16 protein-coding genes and 1 pseudogene are annotated in these 17,533 nt (G+C 72.3%); 8 read left to right on the top strand and 9 right to left on the bottom strand.

The window, feature by feature from the left end; translation table 11 throughout:
• Window positions 1-122: 122 nt before the first annotated feature.
• Both H4W81_RS00240 and H4W81_RS00235 read right to left on the bottom strand, forming a co-directional pair.
• Entirely contained in the window at window positions 123-2,189 is a 2,067-nt protein-coding gene (locus tag H4W81_RS00240; RefSeq protein ID WP_192772925.1) for a serine/threonine-protein kinase, read from the bottom strand.
• Between the two features lie 296 nt (window positions 2,190-2,485).
• Window positions 2,486-3,280, bottom strand: coding sequence for a TIGR03619 family F420-dependent LLM class oxidoreductase (locus H4W81_RS00235; protein ID WP_192772924.1), 795 nt, complete (start codon window positions 3,278-3,280; stop codon window positions 2,486-2,488).
• Between the two features lie 58 nt (window positions 3,281-3,338).
• Here H4W81_RS00235 and H4W81_RS00230 point away from each other — a divergent pair, with 58 nt between their 5' ends.
• Genes H4W81_RS00230 through H4W81_RS00220 form a run of 3 tightly spaced genes read left to right on the top strand, consistent with a single transcriptional unit; the run spans window position 3,339 to window position 6,183 of the window.
• Complete coding sequence (locus H4W81_RS00230) at window positions 3,339-4,112, top strand: alpha/beta fold hydrolase (RefSeq protein WP_192772923.1); 774 nt, start codon at window positions 3,339-3,341, stop codon at window positions 4,110-4,112.
• The gene (locus tag H4W81_RS00225) at window positions 4,109-5,356 is read left to right on the top strand and encodes an LLM class flavin-dependent oxidoreductase (RefSeq protein WP_192772922.1); all 1,248 of its coding nucleotides are present in this window, start codon (window positions 4,109-4,111) and stop codon (window positions 5,354-5,356) included. Before H4W81_RS00230 ends, H4W81_RS00225 begins: the two co-directional genes overlap by 4 nt.
• Entirely contained in the window at window positions 5,353-6,183 is an 831-nt protein-coding gene (locus tag H4W81_RS00220) for a TIGR03619 family F420-dependent LLM class oxidoreductase (RefSeq protein ID WP_192772921.1), read from the top strand. The genes H4W81_RS00225 and H4W81_RS00220 overlap by 4 nt, the downstream gene beginning before the upstream one ends.
• Here the strand turns inward: H4W81_RS00220 and H4W81_RS00215 are convergent.
• A complete protein-coding gene (locus H4W81_RS00215) occupies window positions 6,167-6,730 on the bottom strand; it encodes a TetR/AcrR family transcriptional regulator (protein ID WP_192772920.1) in 564 nt (187 codons plus the stop codon). The genes H4W81_RS00220 and H4W81_RS00215 overlap by 17 nt on opposite strands.
• Window positions 6,731-6,793: 63 nt before the next feature.
• Here H4W81_RS00215 and H4W81_RS00210 point away from each other — a divergent pair, with 63 nt between their 5' ends.
• The 3 genes from H4W81_RS00210 to H4W81_RS00200 are packed head-to-tail and all read left to right on the top strand — an operon-like array spanning window position 6,794 to window position 8,520.
• Window positions 6,794-7,321 carry a hypothetical protein gene (locus H4W81_RS00210; protein ID WP_192772919.1) on the top strand — a complete coding sequence of 176 codons (528 nt, stop codon included), beginning with the start codon at window positions 6,794-6,796 and terminating at the stop codon, window positions 7,319-7,321.
• A 9-nt stretch (window positions 7,322-7,330) separates the two neighbouring features.
• Window positions 7,331-8,143, top strand: a complete 813-nt coding sequence (locus H4W81_RS00205) for a HipA family kinase (RefSeq protein WP_192772918.1) — start codon at window positions 7,331-7,333, stop codon at window positions 8,141-8,143.
• Window positions 8,143-8,520, top strand: a complete 378-nt coding sequence (locus H4W81_RS00200; RefSeq protein WP_192772917.1) for a DUF3037 domain-containing protein — start codon at window positions 8,143-8,145, stop codon at window positions 8,518-8,520. The genes H4W81_RS00205 and H4W81_RS00200 overlap by 1 nt, the downstream gene beginning before the upstream one ends.
• A 10-nt stretch (window positions 8,521-8,530) precedes the next feature.
• Here H4W81_RS00200 and H4W81_RS00195 read toward each other — a convergent pair whose 3' ends face one another.
• Both H4W81_RS00195 and H4W81_RS00190 read right to left on the bottom strand, forming a co-directional pair.
• A complete protein-coding gene (locus H4W81_RS00195) occupies window positions 8,531-9,271 on the bottom strand; it encodes an MBL fold metallo-hydrolase (protein ID WP_192772916.1) in 741 nt (246 codons plus the stop codon).
• 69 nt (window positions 9,272-9,340) lie between these two features.
• On the bottom strand, window positions 9,341-10,351 hold the full coding sequence (locus tag H4W81_RS00190) for an NADP-dependent oxidoreductase (protein WP_192780512.1): 1,011 nt from the start codon (window positions 10,349-10,351) through the stop codon (window positions 9,341-9,343).
• A gap of 71 nt (window positions 10,352-10,422) precedes the next feature.
• Between H4W81_RS00190 and H4W81_RS46490 the strand changes: the two are divergent.
• Both H4W81_RS46490 and H4W81_RS46485 read left to right on the top strand, forming a co-directional pair.
• Window positions 10,423-11,094 (top strand): annotated as a pseudogene (locus H4W81_RS46490) (AfsR/SARP family transcriptional regulator); the annotation flags it as partial.
• 460 nt (window positions 11,095-11,554) lie between these two features.
• The gene (locus H4W81_RS46485; protein ID WP_318781435.1) at window positions 11,555-13,582 is read left to right on the top strand and encodes a DUF4097 family beta strand repeat-containing protein; all 2,028 of its coding nucleotides are present in this window, start codon (window positions 11,555-11,557) and stop codon (window positions 13,580-13,582) included.
• Here the strand turns inward: H4W81_RS46485 and H4W81_RS00175 are convergent.
• The 4 genes from H4W81_RS00175 to H4W81_RS00160 form a co-directional block, all read right to left on the bottom strand.
• Window positions 13,579-14,031 carry a hypothetical protein gene (locus H4W81_RS00175; RefSeq protein ID WP_192772914.1) on the bottom strand — a complete coding sequence of 151 codons (453 nt, stop codon included), beginning with the start codon at window positions 14,029-14,031 and terminating at the stop codon, window positions 13,579-13,581. The genes H4W81_RS46485 and H4W81_RS00175 overlap by 4 nt on opposite strands.
• A gap of 92 nt (window positions 14,032-14,123) precedes the next feature.
• Window positions 14,124-14,951 (bottom strand): NAD(P)H-binding protein, encoded by an 828-nt coding sequence (locus H4W81_RS00170; protein WP_192772913.1) that lies wholly within the window; start codon window positions 14,949-14,951, stop codon window positions 14,124-14,126.
• A gap of 10 nt (window positions 14,952-14,961) precedes the next feature.
• Window positions 14,962-15,804: a GNAT family N-acetyltransferase gene (locus tag H4W81_RS00165; RefSeq protein WP_192780511.1), complete on the bottom strand. Its 843-nt coding sequence runs from the start codon at window positions 15,802-15,804 to the stop codon at window positions 14,962-14,964.
• A 52-nt stretch (window positions 15,805-15,856) separates the two neighbouring features.
• On the bottom strand, window positions 15,857-17,473 hold the full coding sequence (locus tag H4W81_RS00160; protein ID WP_192772912.1) for an alpha/beta hydrolase: 1,617 nt from the start codon (window positions 17,471-17,473) through the stop codon (window positions 15,857-15,859).
• Between the last annotated feature and the right edge of the window lie 60 nt (window positions 17,474-17,533).

Raw genomic sequence — 17,533 nt, 5'->3', positions numbered from 1 at the left:
CCGACGGGGAGCCGGGCCTGGCCGGAGGATGACCCGACGGGGCAGACAGGCCACCACACGGGCCCGCCGATCCGATCCGGGTCCGATTGGGTGGAAGGGTCCGGGGTCCGAGCGAGTGGAGGTCAGTTCGCTGGGGGGTTCTCGTTGTCGGTGGGGGTCGGGGTCGGTTCGGGACCCGCGGGCGGTTCGGCGCCGCCGTCGGGCGGAAGGGTCGGCTCGGACGGGTCGGGGAACGACTGCGGGGCCACCCCCACCGTGACCACCACCGTCCGTCCAGGCTTGGCGCACGTCCCCTGCGACACGCTCTGCCCGAGCACCGAGTCCACCGCGCCGGGATCGTCCACGATCTGCGCCCGCTGCCGTACCGCGAAGCCCGCCGCCCTCAGCGCCCGCCGCGCGTCGGCGCGGGAGAGTCCCACGACACCCGGCACCAGGGTGCCCTGCTTGGCCACCACCAGCGACACCGACCTGCCTGGCGAGACCCTGGTCCCCGCGCCCGGCCTGCTGCTGATCACCTGACCCGCGAGCAGTTCGGAGCAGCTCTGCGTGATCTTCCCCGTCTTCAGCCCGGCGGCGGCCAGCGCGGAGCCGGCGGCCTCGCTGGTGAGCCCGGCCAGCTCCGGCACCTTCGGCCCCGCCGACACCTCGAGGTCGACCCGTGTCCCCCTGGCCACCTTCGTCCCGCCCCCTGGCGTACTCCCGAGCACCTCGCCCGGCGACCGCGCCGAGTCGCGCTCGGTGACCGACCCCACCACCAGCCCGGCCGCCTTGATCGCGCGAACGGCGGCGGAACGGTCCATGCCCACGAGCGCGGGCACCGCGTAGGTGATCACCGGAACGGACGGCGGCGCGGACGGCGACGCGGACGGCTCGCGCCTGATCGAGGTCGGGGTGTCCTTCAGCCTGCCGGCGACCTGCTGCCCGGACGGCGACGCGGGCGCGGAGGTCACCTGGGTCGGCTCGGCGACGGCGACCGGCGGCGCCTCGCCGCCCCTGAGCGCCGGCACCAGCACGGCCACCAGCACCGCGGAGCTGACCAGCAGCGCGCCCGACACGGCCAGCGAGGCCCGGTTCGCCGCGGGCCCCACCCACCTGCCGGGATGGGTGGCCTCGGGCGTCCGCCCGTCCCCTCCCGGCCACGAGGGATGTCCGTCGTCGCCGGGCGCGCGCGGCCACGGCACCACCGGGCCCCTCGGATCGCTCTCGGCGGGGACCGGCCCCGATCCCCCCGCCGGCCGGGCCGCCCTGGCCAGCGACGCGCCGGACGGCACCCTGCCACGCGACTCGGGCAGCAGATAGCCCTCCGCCGCCCCCGTGGCCTCCGGCTCGGCCAGCGGGTAGGGGTCGACCCTGAGGATGTGCGGCGGAGGCGAGCGCAGCACCTCCGCCGGCACCTCGTCACCGGCCCCCAGCAGCGCGAGCAGCAGTTCCCTGCTGGTCGGCCGGTTGCGCGGGTCCTTGTCGAGGCAGTGCTCGATCAGGGCGCCGAGCCGTCCCTCCAGCCGGCCCAGCTCGGGCGGCGCGGTCAGGATGCGGTGCAGCACGGGCGCCACCGAGTCCTGCCCGAACGGCGCGGAGGCGTTGGCCGCGAAGCACATCGTGGCGCCCCAGGCGAACACGTCCACCGCGCCGGTGATCGCGGAGGCGGTGATCTGCTCGGGCGCCATGTACGCGGGCGTGCCCACGCCTCTGCCGCTGACCGTGGCCGCCGCGTCCAGCGCCTTGGCCAGGCCGAAGTCGATCACGCGCGCCCCGTCGGGGCCGAGCAGCACGTTCTGCGGTTTGAGGTCGCGGTGCACGATCCCGGCCCGGTGGATCGCGGCCAGCGCGGTCGCGGTGCCGACCGCCAGCCGGTCGAGCGCGCCGCCGCTGCGCGGCCCCGCCAGCGCCACCTCCCTGCTCAGGGAGGGGCCGTCGACGTACTCACTGACGATGTACGGCCTGCCGTCGTCGAAGCCCGCGTCGACCACCTGGGCCGTGCAGAACCTGGCGACCTGCTTGGCCAGCTCGACCTCGCGTAAGAAGGCCGCCTGCTCGTCCCCCACGGGGCCGTGCAGCAGTTTGATCGCGAAAGACTCGTCCCCCAGCGTGCCCAAGTAGACGACACCCTGACCGCCCTCCCCCAGGCGTCCGGACAGCTCGTAGTCTCCCAGTCTCTTGGGGTCCCCCATCTTGAGCGGCACAGGCACGGGCGCCTCCCCTCGCTGCCACCCGTCACTTCTCTACTGAAGTCGAGGGATCGCGGCGCGTCAACGGACCGTAACTCCGTTGTGATGTCCCTATTTCTGCACACTTGTGAGGCGGCGAGCGGCGGTCGTACCCGCGCTGATCACCCGAAACGCGCTCTCGGCCGCGCGGTCCACCCCTGACCTGGGACAGGTCGAAACCCGGTCGGCGAGCACGGCGGTACGGCAGGGCGCGGGAGAGGCCGGAGAGCGGACGCCGGCCGTACCGGGAAGGTGACCTTCGCGCTAGGGTGCCGCGACTAAAGGAAGGTCGCGTAGTCGTCCAGAACCGGCAGCACCTCGTCGCCGGTTCCGCTGGGGAGCGACAGGACGACCTCCTCGATGCCGAGCGAGGCGTAGTAGTCGAGCTTCCCGCGCGTGGGCAGCGTGCCGAACGGGATCACCCTGGCCGTCGACGACGCCTCGCGCAGCGCGGGCAGCGCGGCCTTGATCCCCTTGCCCCCGATCGGCATCCACCCGTCGGCGTACTCCGCGACGTGCGCGAACAGCGTGGGCCCCGCCGCGCCGCCGACGTAGACCGGCGGCCCCGACCGCGGCTTGGGCCACGACCACGACGGCTCGACGCCGTCGAAGGCCGCCACCTCCTGGCTCCACAGCGCCTTCATCGCCAGCACGTTGCGCCTGGCCCGCTCTCTCCTGTCCTTGTACGGCACGCCGTGGTTCTCGATCTCCTCGACGTTCCAGCCGAAGCCGACGCCGACCGCCACGCGGCCGCCCGACAGGTGGTCGAGCGTGGCGATCGCCTTGGCGGTGACGATGGGCTCGCGCTGGGCGGGCAGCAGGATGCCGGTGCCGAGCGTGATCGTCGAGGTCACGGCGGCGGCGGAGGCCAGCGCGACCAGCGGGTCGAGCGTCCGCCGGTACTCCTCGGCCAGCTGCGGCGTGCCCGTGGGCGGCGGGGTGCGGCGGGAGACGGGGATGTGGGTGTGCTCGGGAAGGTAGAGCGAGGAGAAGCCGCGCTCCTCCGCCGCTCTGGCCAGATCGGCGACCGGCATCGCCAGGTCGGTGCTGAACATCGTGACGCCAAGCCGCATGACTGACTCCTTAACCAAGCGATTGCTCGGGACCGGTTCTTAGAGTAGCTTGCCGCTCATGGGATTCGCTGCGGTCGGGGATGTGCGGCTGTTCTACACCGACGACGGCTCGGGTGACACGACGCTGCTGCTCGTGCACGGCTGGGGCGCCGACTCCCACCAGTGGTCACCCCACATTCCCTCATTTATCGAGAAATTTCGGGTTATCGCGGTGGATCTGCGCGGGCATGGCTACTCATCCTGCGAGCAGACCGGCAACCATCCGCCCAGGATGGCCGAGGACCTCGTCGCACTGCTCGACCAGCTCGGCGTCGAGCGCTGCGTGGCGGTCGGGCACTCCATGGGCGGGGTGATCGTGTCCCGTCTGGCCGTCGAACATCCCGCCCGCGTCGAGGCCGTGGTCGGCGTGGATCCCGGCTACGGGCGGCCCGACGAGATCGTGGCCATGGCGGTCGCCATGCGCGAGACGCCCGCCGTACAGATCGACGAGTGGTGCTACACCGCCGCCTCGCCCGCCTGGCTGCGCGAGTGGCACAGGAGGCGGCTGCTAGCGACGCCCCCGCACGTGCTGACCGAGGCGTACGACGGGCTGTGGTCGGGGCCGGAGGCGATCGGCTCGCGGGGCGCCGCCGAGCCGTACCTCACCCGCCGCGCGTGTCCCGTGCTCACCTTCTGGACCGACCCCGCGCAGGCGGCGTGGGAGTCGGGCCTGTTCACGCATCCCGCCTCGCGCACGGTCTGCTGGCAGGGCAGCGGCCACCGGCTGCACGAGGAACGGCCCGCCGAGTTCACGCTCGTGGTCAACCAATGGCTGAAGGAGATCTCCCGGTGAAGTTCGCGATCTTTCTCAACCCCCAGATTCCCGGTTCCGGGTACGCGGCCGAGGAGAACGCCCGCGCCAAACGCCCGATCGGGCGGGACACCGAGTCGTACCAGAGGCTGCTGCACGAGGTGCGGGAGATCGCGGTGCACGCCGACAGGATCGGCTTCGACGCGCTGATGATGACCGAGCACCACTTCCACTCGGAGGGAATGGAGTTCTCGGTCAACCCGCTGATGTTCCTGACCGACCTGGCGGCGCGGACCGAGCGGATCCTCCTGGCGCCGCTCGGCCTGGTGCTTCCCGCGTGGGACCCGATCAGGGCGGCGGAGGACGTGGCCCTGCTCGACCAGTTCTCCAAGGGACGCCTGCGGCTGGGAGTGGCGCGCGGCTACCAGAACAGGTGGATGAACGTGCTGGGCCAGCGCTGGCACGCCGCGGCGGCCAGGTCGGACGGCTCCTCCAGCGACAACCGCAACTTCGACGTCTTCGGCGAGGTCCTGAAGATCATGAAGATGGCGTGGACGCAGGAGACGCTCCGCTACAAGTCAGACGTCCTGGACTACCAGGTGCCCTATCCCTTCGAGGGCATCGAGGGCTGGCCGGCCACCGAGTGGACCAGGACCTTCGGCGCGCCCGGCGAGCTCGACGACGAGGGCAGGGTCCAGGCGGTCAGCGTGTGCCCGAGGCCGTACCAGAACCCGCACCCGGAGCTGTGGCAGCCGTTCACGATCTCCGACCGCTCGGTCATCAGGGCCGCGCAGGAGGACATCATGCCGTGGATGTTCACCCCCAACCCGGACGACCACGCCGCGAAGGCCAAGCTCTACCAGGAGGAGTCGGCGAAGCAGGGCCGCCACTACAAGCTGGGCGAGCACACCGGCATCCTCAAGATCGTCGGCATCGCGGACACCACCGAAGAGGCGATCAACACCTACGGCAAGAAGATCCCCAAGGACTTCGCCGCCTTCTTCGGCCCCTTCGGCTACCTGGAGGTGCTGCGCAAGAAGGAGGACGACAGGCACGAGCCGATCTCCCCGGAGAAGGGCGACGTGCGGCGCATGAACGACGTCGAGATGGCGCTGTTCGGCTCGCCCGACGACGTCAAGCGCGGCATCCAGCGCATGCTCGACCGCATGCCCGACCTCGAGTGGTTCGGCCTGTACATGCAGGGCCAGCAGGGCGTCCTGCCCCTCGACACCGTCAAGCGCAACCTGGAACTGTTCGCCACCAAGGTCATCCCGGAGTTCCTATGAGGTACTGGCTCGGCGCCTCCTTCTGCGACACCCACGAGTTCGTCGAGTTGGCCGTGGCGGCCGAGCGGTGCGGGTTCGACACCCTCACGCTGTCGGACCACCTGTTCTTCGCCGACTTCAGCACGCCGTACCCCTACGGCAGGATGCGCTGGACCGCCGAGACGCACTGGCCCGACGTGTGGGTGACGATCGGCGCGATGTCGGCCGTCACCACGCGCCTGCGCTTCTCGCCCAACGTCTACATCGCGCCCGCCCGCGACCTGATCACCGTCGCCAAGCAGGTGTCGACCGCGGCGGTGCTGTCGGGCGACAGGGTGAGCTTCGGGGTGGGCGTGGGCTGGTGCAAGGAGGAGTTCACCGCCACCGGCCAGGACTTCCACACGCGCGGGCGCAGGCTCGACGAGATGCTCCCGCGCCTGCGCGAGCTCTGGTCGGGCGCCCAGGTCGAGCTGCCGGGACTGCCGCCGCTGTCGATGTCGCCGGTGCCCGCCGCGCCGATCCCGATCTACGTGGGCGGCGACAGCGAGGCGGCGCTGCGCAGGGCGGCCAGGGTGGGTGACGGCTGGATCGGCAACCGGATCTACACCGAGGAGCAGATCGACGTGGTCCTCGCCGACCTGCGCCGCTACCTGAAGGAGTACGGCAGGCCCGAGGACGCGCTCGAGATCGTCGCCCCGCTGGCCGTGCTTCCCGACGCCGCCACCTACCGGCGCTTCGCCGACAAGGGCATCACGGCCACGATGGCCGCCCCCTGGTGGCTGTCGCCGGGCGAGCCCAAGGTCGCCACCATGGAGCGCTTCGCCGAGGAGGTCATCTCGAAGACGTGAGATCGGGCGGGTCCACGCCCAGCTCCATCATCGCCTGGGCGACGACGTCGCGCGGCGCGGCCTCCACCACGCCGATCCTGATCAGCGCGGCGATCCCGAGATAGCTGCTGTACCCGGCGACCACCCTGTCCCTGGCCGCGGGGGCGGGCTGGCCCATCTCCTCCAGCGCCGCCTGCATGACCGCGAGCCTGCGGGTGCTGACCCTGCGCGCCACCTCGGCGACGAAGGGGTCGTCGGCCGCGCTGATCAGCCTGAAGGAGATCGCCGCGTCACCGGGGTCGGCGAAGGCCAGCTCCAGCAGCGCGCGCATGCGCGCGGCGGGCTCCTCGATCGTCTCGAGCTCGGCGATCACCTGCTCGGTGTGCGACTCCCAGAGCGTGAGAGCCGCCGCCACCAGCGCCTGCCGGTTGGCGAAGTGCCAGTAGAAGCTGCCCTTCGACACGCCCAGCCTGGCCGCCACGGGCTCCACCGCCACGGCGGTGAGGCCGCCCTCCACGAGCGCGTCCAGCGCGGCCTTCGCCCAGTCCTCCGCCGTCAACCGACCCATCCGGCCAGCCTTCCATACGGTGTCGTATAGTGCGACCGTACGCCACCGTATGGAAGGGTCGCCATGCCCACGCTCGCTGATCGCTACATCCCCGTCCCCGAACTCGCCGAGCGGCACTCGATCGTCATCCGCGCCCCGCGGGAGCGGGTCTGGGCCGCCGTCCAGGACCTGCGTCCGACCGACCTCAAGGCGGCCAGGCCGCTCTTCGCCGCGCGCAATGTCGTCTCCCGCCTGCTCCACGGGCACGCCCAGGACGACCTGCCCAGCCTCGCCGTCCTGGCGGAGGAGGAGGGCAGGGAGGTCGTCCACGGGGTGATCGGGCAGTGGTGGCGCCTGGGCGCCGCCGCCAACCTCACCGGCGCCGACTTCGAGACCTTCGACCGCCCCGGGTACGGCAAGGCCACCTTCGGCTTCCAGCTGACCGACCTCGGCGGCGGCCGGACCCTGCTGACCACCGAGACCAGGATCGTGACCACCAGCCCCGACGCGCGCCGCGCCATGGCCCGCTACTGGCTGGTGATCAGGTTGGGCAGCGGCCTGGTCCGCAGGGTCATGCTGGCGGCGGTGAAGCGCGGGGCCGTGGGCCGATAACCTCGTCACATGCTGGAAGAGATCACGGCGACCCGCTACGTGACCCCGTTGCGCGAGGGCGGGTCGCTGCCAGGCGTGGTAGAGGCCGACGACCTCGGCACCTACGCCGTGAAGTTCCGCGGCGCGGGGCAGGGCCCCAAGGTGCTGGTCGCCGAGGTCATCTGCGCCGAGCTGGCCAGGTCGCTCGGGCTGCGCACCCCCGAGCTCAAGCTCATCGACCTCGATCCCCAGATCGGCCTGCGCGAGCCCGACTTCGAGATCCAGGCGCTGCTCCAGGCGAGCGAGGGGCTCAACCTGGCGGTCGACTTCCTGCCAGGGGCGCTCGGGTTCGACCCGCTCTCCTGGCGGCCCGACGCCGGCTTCGCCGCCGAGGTGGTGTGGTTCGACGGCCTCGTCCACAACGTCGACCGCAGCTGGCGCAACCCCAACCTGCTGGTCTGGCACCACGACACCTGGCTCATCGACCACGGCGCCGCGCTGTGGTTCCACTACAGCTGGAAGAGCGCCGACCCCCAGCGCGCCTTCGACGCGAGCGACCACGTCCTGGCCCCCTTCGCCGCGGACGTCTCCGCGGCAGGTGACCGGCTCTCCGCGAAGATCACCAGGGAGCTGCTCACGTCGATCACCGCGCTCGTGCCCGACGAATGGCTGGAGGACGACGCGTTCGAGTCGGCTCAGGCCGTACGGCAGGCCTACGTCGAGCACCTGCTGGCCCGCGCCCACGGCCCGCGCGCGTGGTTGCGCATGGCGGGCGAGACGCCCGCCAGGCCGAAGAGCGGCCCCAGCTCGGTCGGCGCGTTCTGGAAGCAGGGAGACAATTGATGCAGCGCGACGTCTACGAGTACGCCGTCATCCGCGTCATCCCGCAGATGGAGCGCGGCGAGCAGATCAACGTCGGGATCCTGCTCTACTGCCAGCCGCGCGGCTACCTGTGCGCCCGCGTCGAGCTCGACGAGGCGCGCCTGCGCGCCCTCGACCCCTCCGCGGACCCCGACGAGGTACGGCAGGCGCTGGCGACCTACGAGCTGGCGTGCGGCGACGCGGCGGGCCCGCTGACGCGCGAGTCCCTGGGCAGCAGGTTTCGCTGGCTGACCGCCCCTCGCAGCACGGTCGTGCAGACCTCCGCCGTCCACGCGGGCCTCACCCCCGACCCCGACGCCGAACTGACCAGGCTCTTCGAGCGCCTCGTGCGCCTCTGACCCGCGCGGCTCACACCTCGACGGTCAGGCCGCCCGCCGCGACCGCGATCTCGTCGCGGTAGCTCCTGCCGGCGGCCGCCACGGCGGCCTCCGGCGCCGTGCCAGGCCACAGGTGGGTCAGCAGCAGGCGGCCCGCCCCGGCCTGGGCGGCCTGCTGACCGGCCTGGAGTGCGCTGGTGAGATAGCCCGCGTCGTCGGGCGGCAGGTGGTCGGGATAGGTCGCCTCGGCGATCAGGAGGTCGGTGCCGCGGGCCAGCGCGACCAGGTCGGGGCTCGGGCCGCCGTCGCCCGTGTAGGTCACCGAGGTGTCCCCCGCCCGCACCCGCACCGCGGCGTTGGGCACCCAGTGCGGCAGGAGCGCCGTGTCGACCGTGAAAGGGCCGAGGGCCAGCCGGTCACCGGCCTCGAACTCGCACAGCCGGTAGGCCTCGTCCAGCATGCCGGGCCGGTCCAGCGACAGCACCGCGGCCAGCGAGCCGGGCAGGGCGTGGATCGGCAGCGGAGGCGGCCGGTGCCCGCCGAGCGCCCTCGCCCTCAGCAGCGGGTTGAGGTCGGCACAGTGGTCGGGATGCCCATGGCTGATCACGACCGCGTCGACGCTCTCGGCCGTCGTCGTCTCCAGCAACCGGGGCAGCGCCGCGTAGCCCAGATCCAGCAGCAGCCTGAAGCCGTCGTGCTCGACGAGGAAGCCGCTGCACGCCTCCCCCGCCGTGGGCCAGGCCCCCGATCCGCCGAGAACAGTGATCCTCATGGGCCCGATGATGCCATCGGCCCGCAGGGCGGCGCGGACCGGGGTGACCAGCGTCACGGGCCGGAGCCGTCAGCAAGCGGCGAGCCTGACCAGCATCTTGCCGACGTTGCCTCCTCGCATCATGTCGAGGAAGGCCGAGGGCGCCTGCGCGATGCCCGCGGCCACGGTCAGCTCCGTGTGCAGCGAGCCGTCGGCCAGCCAGCCCGCCGCCTTGCCGATCCACTCGGGGAACAGGTGGAAGTAGCTGTTGACCAGCATGCCGCGCATGGTGGCGTCCTTGGCCGCCAGCGAGAACAGGTTGGCCGGCCCGGGGACGGGCGAGGTGGCGTTGTAGGTGCTGATCGCGCCGACCAGCGCGATCCTGCCGCCGGGGCGCAGGGCGTCGATGGCGGCCACCAGGTGGTCGCCGCCGACGTGGTCCACGTAGACGTCGACGCCGTCAGGCGCGGCCTCGGCCAGCTGGGCGGCGAGCGAGCCGGCCCGGTAGTCGACGGCCACGTCGTAGCCGAACTTCTCGACCAGCTTCTTGCCCTTCGGCGCTCCGCCGGCCGAGCCGATCACCCTGGAGGCGCCCAGCTTGCGGGCCAGCTGCCCGGCGATGGTGCCCACCGCGCCCGCCGCGGCCGAGATGAGGACGACGTCGCCCTGCCGTACGGGGGCGACCTCGGTCAGGGCGGCGTAGGCGGTCAGGCCCGTGGCGCCGAGCGCGCCCAGGTAGGCCTCCGCGGGGGCCACTGTGGTGTCGACCACGGTGGCGGCGGCCGTCTCCATCACCGCGTACTCACGCCAGCCGAGGAAGTGCACGACCGTGGCGCCGACGGGGACGGCGGCGGAGCGCGAAGCGACGACCTCGCCCACCGCCGAGCCCTCCAGGGGCGCGCCGAGCTGGAACGGCGGGATGTACGACTCCTCGTCACGCATCCGCCCGCGCATGTAGGGGTCCACGGACATCCACGTGTTGCGGACCACGATCTGGCCCTCCTCGGGCTCCGGAACGCCGGTTTCCACCAGCTCGAAGTGCTCGGGCCCCGGCTCCCCGACAGGGTGGGCGGCCAGGTGGATCTCACGGCTCACTGTCATCGTGTTCATGGCCATCACTGTGCCGGGGGCCGCGCACGATCGGCTGAGGGTCGGCTGAGGGTCGGCTGGGGGTGGGCTGGGGGTACCGTGACCTGGTGCGTTTTGGAGTGCTTGGTCCCGTCACCGCGTGGGCCGCCGACGGGTCGCCGGTCCGCGTGCCCGAGGTGAAGGTCAGGGCGTTGCTGGCCGACCTGCTGGTCCACGAGGGACGGCCGGTGCCCGCCGACCGGCTCGCCGACGACCTGTGGGGCGACAACCCTCCTGGCAATCCCGCCAACACGCTGCAGACCAAGGTGTCGCAGCTGCGCCGCGCCCTCGGCGACCGCGACCTGGTCGCCTACCAGCCGACGGGATACCTGCTGCGGACCGAGAGCGTGGACGCCCTCCAGTTCGCCGAGCTGCTGGCCCGCGCCGCGGCCACCGCCGACCCCGCGGTGAAGGCGGCGGTGCTGTCGGGGGCGCTGGCGCTGTGGCGGGGTCCCGCCTACGCCGACTTCCGCGAGGAGACGTTCGCCAGGGCCGCCGCCGCGCGACTCGACGAGCAGCGCCTGACGGCGCTCGAAGAGCTGGCGGAGGTACGGCTGGCGCTGGGCGAGCACCGGCGCCTCGCCGACGAGCTGGGCGAGCAGGTGGCCGAGCACCCGCTGCGCGAACGGCTGCGCGCCGTCCACCTGCGCTCTCTCTACCTGGCCGGACGGCAGAGCGAGGCGCTGGCGGGCTACGCCGAGCTGCGCCACCTGCTGGCCGAGGACCTGGGCCTCGATCCTGGGCCCGAGCTGGCCGCGCTCCACCAGGCGATGCTGGAACAGGACCCCGCGCTGGCCCCCGCGCCACCGCCCGTCACCTCCGCCGCCAGGCCGAGGACCAACCTGCCCGCGCCCCTCACCGGCCTGGTCGGGCGGGAGGCGGCGGTGGCCGCGCTGAGCGACCTGATCGCCGAGGCGCGGCTGGTCACGCTGACCGGCCCCGGCGGAGTGGGCAAGACCCGGCTGGCCCTCGCCGTGGCCGAACGGCTCGCCGACGACGCCTTCCCCGACGGCGTGTGGCTGGTCGAGCTGGCAGGCGCGACCGGCGGCGTGGCCGAGCTGGTCGCCGCCGAGCTGGGCGTGCGCGACGAGGCCGCCACCGGCCTCCCGCACCCCGACCTGGCCCACCGGCTGGCCGACGCGTTGCGGGCGCGGCGGCTGCCAGCAGGCGAGCGCGGTGGAGCTGTTCGCCGCCAGGGCCGCGGCCGCGGCGCCGGGGTTCGCGCTGGACGAGGAGAGCGCGCCGTGGGTCGCGGCGATCTGCGCCCGGCTCGACGGCCTGCCGCTGGCGCTCGAGCTGGCCGCGGCCAGGGTGCGCGCGCTGGGGGCCCGCGGCGTGGCCGAGCGTCTCGACGACCGCTTCCAGCTGCTGTCGGCCGAGATCCGCGGGCTGCCACCGCGTCAGAGGACGTTGCGCGCGGTGATCGACTGGAGCTGGGAGCAGCTCACCGGGGCGCAGCGGGCGGGGATGTTCGCGCTGGCCGTCCAGCCGGGCGGCTGCACGCTGGAGGCCGCCGAGGCGGTCGGCGCCGGGCTCGACGTGCTCGACCAGCTCGTCAACAGGTCGATGGTCGTGGTCGACACCCCGCCGCGCTACCGCCTGCTCGAGAGCGTCGCCGCCTACTGCCTCGACCGGCTCGACCCCGCCGACCCCGTCTTCGTCCGCCGCGACGCCTACTACACCGAGCTGGCCGAGCGGGCCGCCCCCCACCTGTACGGCCATGCCCAGGGCCACTGGCTGCGCCGCCTGGACGAGGAGTCGCCCAACCTGCGAGCCGTGCTCGACTCGGGCGCGGATCCTTCGCGACCGGCCTGCGCGCTGGCCTGGTACTGGTACCTGCGGGGCAAGCACAGCGAGGGCCACCGCTATCTGGCGGGATCGGCGGCGTGGGGAGCGGGGTTCGCGATGCTGACCGGCGTGGGCGGCGCCACACCCGTGCAGCCGCCCGACGCGAGGTCGCGCTGGTTCCTGGCGCACGCTCACCTGCATCTCGGGGACGCGGCGGCCGCCGAGGAGCTGATCGAGGCGGCCCTGGCGGACTTCCGCGCGTCGGGCGACCGCTGGGGCGAGGCCGCCGCGCTCGCCGGCCGCGCCAAGAAGGCGATCTTCCAGGGCGAGCTGAAGGCGGCCGAGCGCGACGGCGAGGAGAGCCTGGCCCTCTTCGGCGAGCTGGGCGACCGGTGGGGGCGGCTCCAGGCCCTGGACCAGCTCGGCTACCTGGCCGAGCTGGGTGGCGTGCCGCCGCCAGGGAGCTCGGCGATCCGCGCGCCGTCGCCCTGGCCACCGAGGGGCTGGCCGGAGCGGCTGCCACCGCCGAGGAGGCGCGCCGCCTGCTGGCGGAGGCGAGCGCGCTCAGGCAGTCGATCGGCGCTCCCCTCCCGCCCGCCGAGCGCGGGGACGTGGAGAGGATCGCCGCCAGGTTCCAGGGCTCGGCGGGGAACCACTCAGGGGTGTTTCAGGGTGGTCCCTGACGGCACCCCGCCCCGATTTGTAGGAGAGTTGGCCATCGTGAAGACGAAGCAGACGATGGTGATGGCAGGCCTGATCGGGCTCGGCGTGACGCTGACGGGGTGCGGTCTGGTGGGTGCCACGGATCGGGAGACCGCCGCCTACGACGTCACCGACAAGGTGACCGGCCTGCGAGTGGAGGCCGACTCGGGCACCGTCGAGGTCGTCGAGTCCGACCGCACCGGCATCCACGTGACCGAGACCCTCATCTGGGAGAAGAGCAAGCCCACCACCAGCCACGTGGTGAAGGGCGACACGCTCATGCTGACGTTCACCTGTCCGATCTCGGTCGGCTTCAACTCGGGCTGTGACGTGAGCTACCTGGTCGAGGTGCCGAAGGGCCTGCGGGTGGACGTCGAGTCCGACTCGGGCCAGGTGACGCTGACGAATCTGTCGGGCGAGGTGAAGGTGACGAGCGACTCCGGCGGCATCGAGGCCGACCGGCTGACCGCCAAGCGGGTCCGCACCGAGACCGACTCGGGCGGCACGAAGCTGGTGTTCACCACACCGCCCGACAGGGTGGAGACCAAGAGCGACTCGGGCGCGACCGAGGTGCGCGTGCCGAAGGGGCCGTACCACGTCACGGCGGAGACCCAGTCGGGCGGCAAGGAGATCGACGCGGTCCACGACGACTCGGCGCCCCGGACGATCGAGATGTCCAGCGACTCCGGCCGCCTGGAGATCGTCGCCTCCTAGAACCCGTAATGGGTGTAGTCGGCGGCCTCGGCCTCCTTGGCCGTGCAGAAGTACGTGTCGCCCAGGGGGGTCACCGAGTAGGTGTCGTCGCCGGGGCGGTCGAAGGCCATGGCGGCGGCGAAGCCCGTCGCCACGACGGGTAGGCCGCCGCACCTGACCACCTCGATCGGATAGCTCGCCATCCCCGTGGTCAACGGCGTGAACAGCGCGATCAGGTACACGGCGACGGCGGCGACGAGCGCGCGCAGCCAGTCGGGCGGGAACCTGAGCACCGCGAGGAACGCCATGCCCACCAGGTAGGCCAGGATCATGAGCACCAGGTAGGGCAGCGCGAACGCCACGGCCCGCCCGCGTAACACGATGGCCATCGCGAGCAGGCCCAGCGCAGGGAGGCCGAAGACGAACGCGGCCAGCCATCCGCTCGCCCGGCTGAATGATCGTCGTTTCATACCCGGGTGTGACGATCCAGGACGAAGATCGGTTCACCCCAAGAGGGAACCGATCCACCTGCGGAACGCGGCCGATCAAACCCTCAGGTCGCTTACGCCGGCTGGGGGAAGGCGGCGGCGTTCGCCGCGGCCCACTCGGCGAAGCGGCGGGGCGGGCGCCCGGTCACCTGCTCGACGGTGGGCAGCACCTGCGACTCATCGAGGTTGCCCGCGGCGAAGAAGTCGAAGAAGGCGTCGACGTACATCTGCGGCATCGCGGCGCTCATCTCGGCCCTGGCCTCCTCGTCGGAGAGCCCGACGAAGGTCAGGTCGCGGCCCAGCACCTCGCCGAGCACGCGGATCCGGTCGGCGGGCAGCAGCGACTCGGGCCCGGTGAGCGGGTAGACCTGCCCCTCGTGGCCGTCCTCCAGGAAGGCCGTGGCCGCGACGGCGCCGATGTCGAGCGGGTCGATGGCGGCCACCCGGACGCCGGGGAAGGCGTCCTTGACCACGTCGCCCGCCTTGAGCTGGTCCAGCCAGCGGAAGGCGTTGGTGAAGAAGGTGCGGGGCCGCAGGATCGTCCACGGCACCCCCGACTCGCGGACCAGCGCCTCCGACTCGATGTGGTAGCGGGAGACGGCGTTGCCGGGGTTGCCCGTCTCGGCCGCGCTGGCCGACAGCAGCACGACGCGCTCCACGCCCGCCTTGCTGATCTCCGCCAGCGTCGCGGCCATGTTGTCGTAGCCGCTGAGCAGGAAGACCCCTCGCACCCCGTCGAGCGCCGCCGCCACCGACGCGGGGTCGTTGAGGTCGCCGGTCGCGAGCTCGGCGGGCAGGTCGGCCTCCCGCCTGACCAGGGCGCGCACCGGGGCGCCCTGCTCGGCGAGTGCGCTCACGACGGAGCTTCCCGCGTTTCCTGTGGCTCCAGTGACGAGGATCATGCGAAAGAGCCTAGAACAGGACAGACATAAACGTGTCGACCTCGCGGAAGCCGACCTTCCGGTAGACGGCCCTGGCCGGGTGGTTGAAGTCGTTGACGTACAGCGAGACGACCGGCGCGAAGCACGAGAGCCCCGCCTCCACCACGGCCGCCATGCCCGCAACCGCGTGACCGTGGCCACGCAGCGCCGGGTCGACCCAGACGCCCTGGATCTGGCAGGCCTGCGGGGTGACCGCGCCGATCTCGGCCTTGAACACCACCCTGCCGTCGTCGATGCGCGCGTAGGAACGGCCGATGCGGATCAGCTCGGCCACCCGCGTGCGGTAGAGCGCGCCGCCGTCGCCGCCGTTGGGTGAGATGCCCACCTCCTCGGTGAACATCGCCACGCAGGCGGGCAGCAGGATGTCGAACTCCTCCGGACGCACCCGGCGGACGAGGGGGTCGGCGGGAACCGGTGACTTCTGGGTGGTCGCCATGACCGGCTGCGACCAGCGGATCGCCCTGGCCTGCCCCCAGTACGGCTCCAGCCGCTCCCAGAGCAGCTCGACGGCGGGCGCCGGGCCGACGATGGACGAGCATCGACGGCCCTGCTTGCGCGCGCGGTCGGCGAAGGCGTGGACGGCCTCGGCTCCGGCGTTGACCGGCACCAGGTTGGCTCCGGCGTAGCAGAGCGAGGTGAGCGCGCCGCGCGGCCCGAACCCCCACATCTGCCCGCCCAGGCGCGTCGGGTGCAACCCGACGCTCCGAACCCGTGAGGCGACGAAGACATTGGCGACAGGGTTGGTGTCGAGAAGTGCGAGCACTTCGTCCCTGTCGCTGTCGTCGAGCACACGCGACGCCGATGTACGCAGCATCACACCGGCAAGCCTACGCGACCTGCCCCGTTTTGACAGGGACCATGCTCGCCTATCGACGGCCGAGCACCTGCGTCAGGCGCAGGTGGTCCAGCGCGCTTCCCGCCGCCATCCGCGCCGCGGGCGTCGGCTCCGGCAGGCCCGCGCAGCCCGTCCCCCGGCGCGGCAGCGTGCCGTCCTCGAGGTAGCGGAACAGCTGCTGGTCCACGCACTTGTTGCCGGCCAGCGCCACCCCGTGGCCGCCGCCCGACACCACGAGCATGCGGGCGCTCGGGAAGTGCCTGCGCATGTTCACCGCTCCCTCGTACGGCGTGGCGGCGTCGCGCCGCGTCTGAATGATCAGGATCGGTGGCAGCGCGCGGTCCGCCTTGATCGGCACGGGCTCGCCACCGGGTGTGGCCCAGAACGCGCACGGCGCGTTGTACCAGGCGTTGGGCCACGTCAGGAAGGGCGCGACCCGGTGCATCCTGGCCATGTCCGTCCGCCACGTCGCCCACGAGCGCGGCCACTTGGCGTCGGCGCACTGCACGCCCAGGTAGACGGCGTAGCCGTTCTCGTCCTCCGCGGTGTTCTGCGCGTACTGCCGCCACGCGTCGACGAGGCCCTGCACCTGCCCCTGGCGCACGTAGCTCGACCACGCGCCCGCCAGCCTCGGCCAGAGCACATTGGCGTAGCCGGCGAGGGTGAACAGGTCGTCGAGCTCGCTCGGCCCCACCACGCCGCCCGCGGGCCTGGTGGCCAGCCGCTGGCGCATGGAGTAGTAGGCGAAGGAGGTCTCCCCCGCCGTACGGCCCAGCTGGTAGACCGCGTTGTGCTTGGCCGCCCAGGCGAGGAAGTCACGGTGGCGCCGCTCGAAGGCGAGGTTCTGGGCGAGGTTGGCCTTGTACCAGACGCCCTTCGGGTCGACGGCGCTGTCGAGTACCAGGCGCTTGAGCCTGTGGGGGAAGAGCGATGCGTAGACGGCGCCGAGGTAGGTGCCGTAGGAGTAGCCGAAGTAGCTGATGCGCTCCTCCCCGAGGCCGGCTCGGATGGCGTCCATGTCGCGGGCGGAGTTCTCGGTGGTGAGATGCGGCAGCATCCACGACCACAGGTTGCCGCAGCGGGCGGCGTACTCCTCGGCCCTGCCGAGCAGCACCTGCTCGGCCGCCGAGCTCCGCGGCACCTGGTCGGGCCGGGGCGGGGCGAAGTACTTGACCGGATCGACGCAGCGCAGGGCGGGCTCGCTCTTGCCGACGCCGCGGGGGTCGAAGCCCACCACGTCGAAGCGGCCCGCCAGGTTCGGCGGCAGCGCCGCCGCGACGTGCTTGGCCAGAGCCAACCCCGACGCGCCGGGGCCGCCGGGGTTGACCAGCAGCGTGCCCAAGTGGTTGGCGTCGCGGGAGACCGATCCCTTCACCCTGTTGAGCGCCAGCTTGATCTTCTGGCCGTACGGATCACGGTAGTCGAGCGGCACCCGCAAGGTGGCGCACTCCACTCCCGGCTGCTCGGGCTCCACCTCCGGTGGCGCGATGAACCCGATACTGCCCAGCACGCGGGCGGCGATCGATGGCTGCTCCACACACGATCCCCAGGTCACCCCGCTGTCCACCTTCGCCTCGGCGCTCGCCGCCCCGCCGACACTCGCGACCAGCAGCGCCAATCCGGCACCAATCCCGACAACCCGCTTCACCGTGCTGCTCTCCTCTGCTCATAGGACAGGGAGATACTCCCCTGCGCAGTCAACTGACTA

Source organism: Nonomuraea africana, from assembly GCF_014873535.1.
In the GTDB taxonomy this organism is placed as follows: domain Bacteria; phylum Actinomycetota; class Actinomycetes; order Streptosporangiales; family Streptosporangiaceae; genus Nonomuraea; species Nonomuraea africana.
The sequence above is the reverse complement of the archived record's forward strand: the minus strand, read 5'-3'. Positions and strand labels throughout refer to the sequence as shown.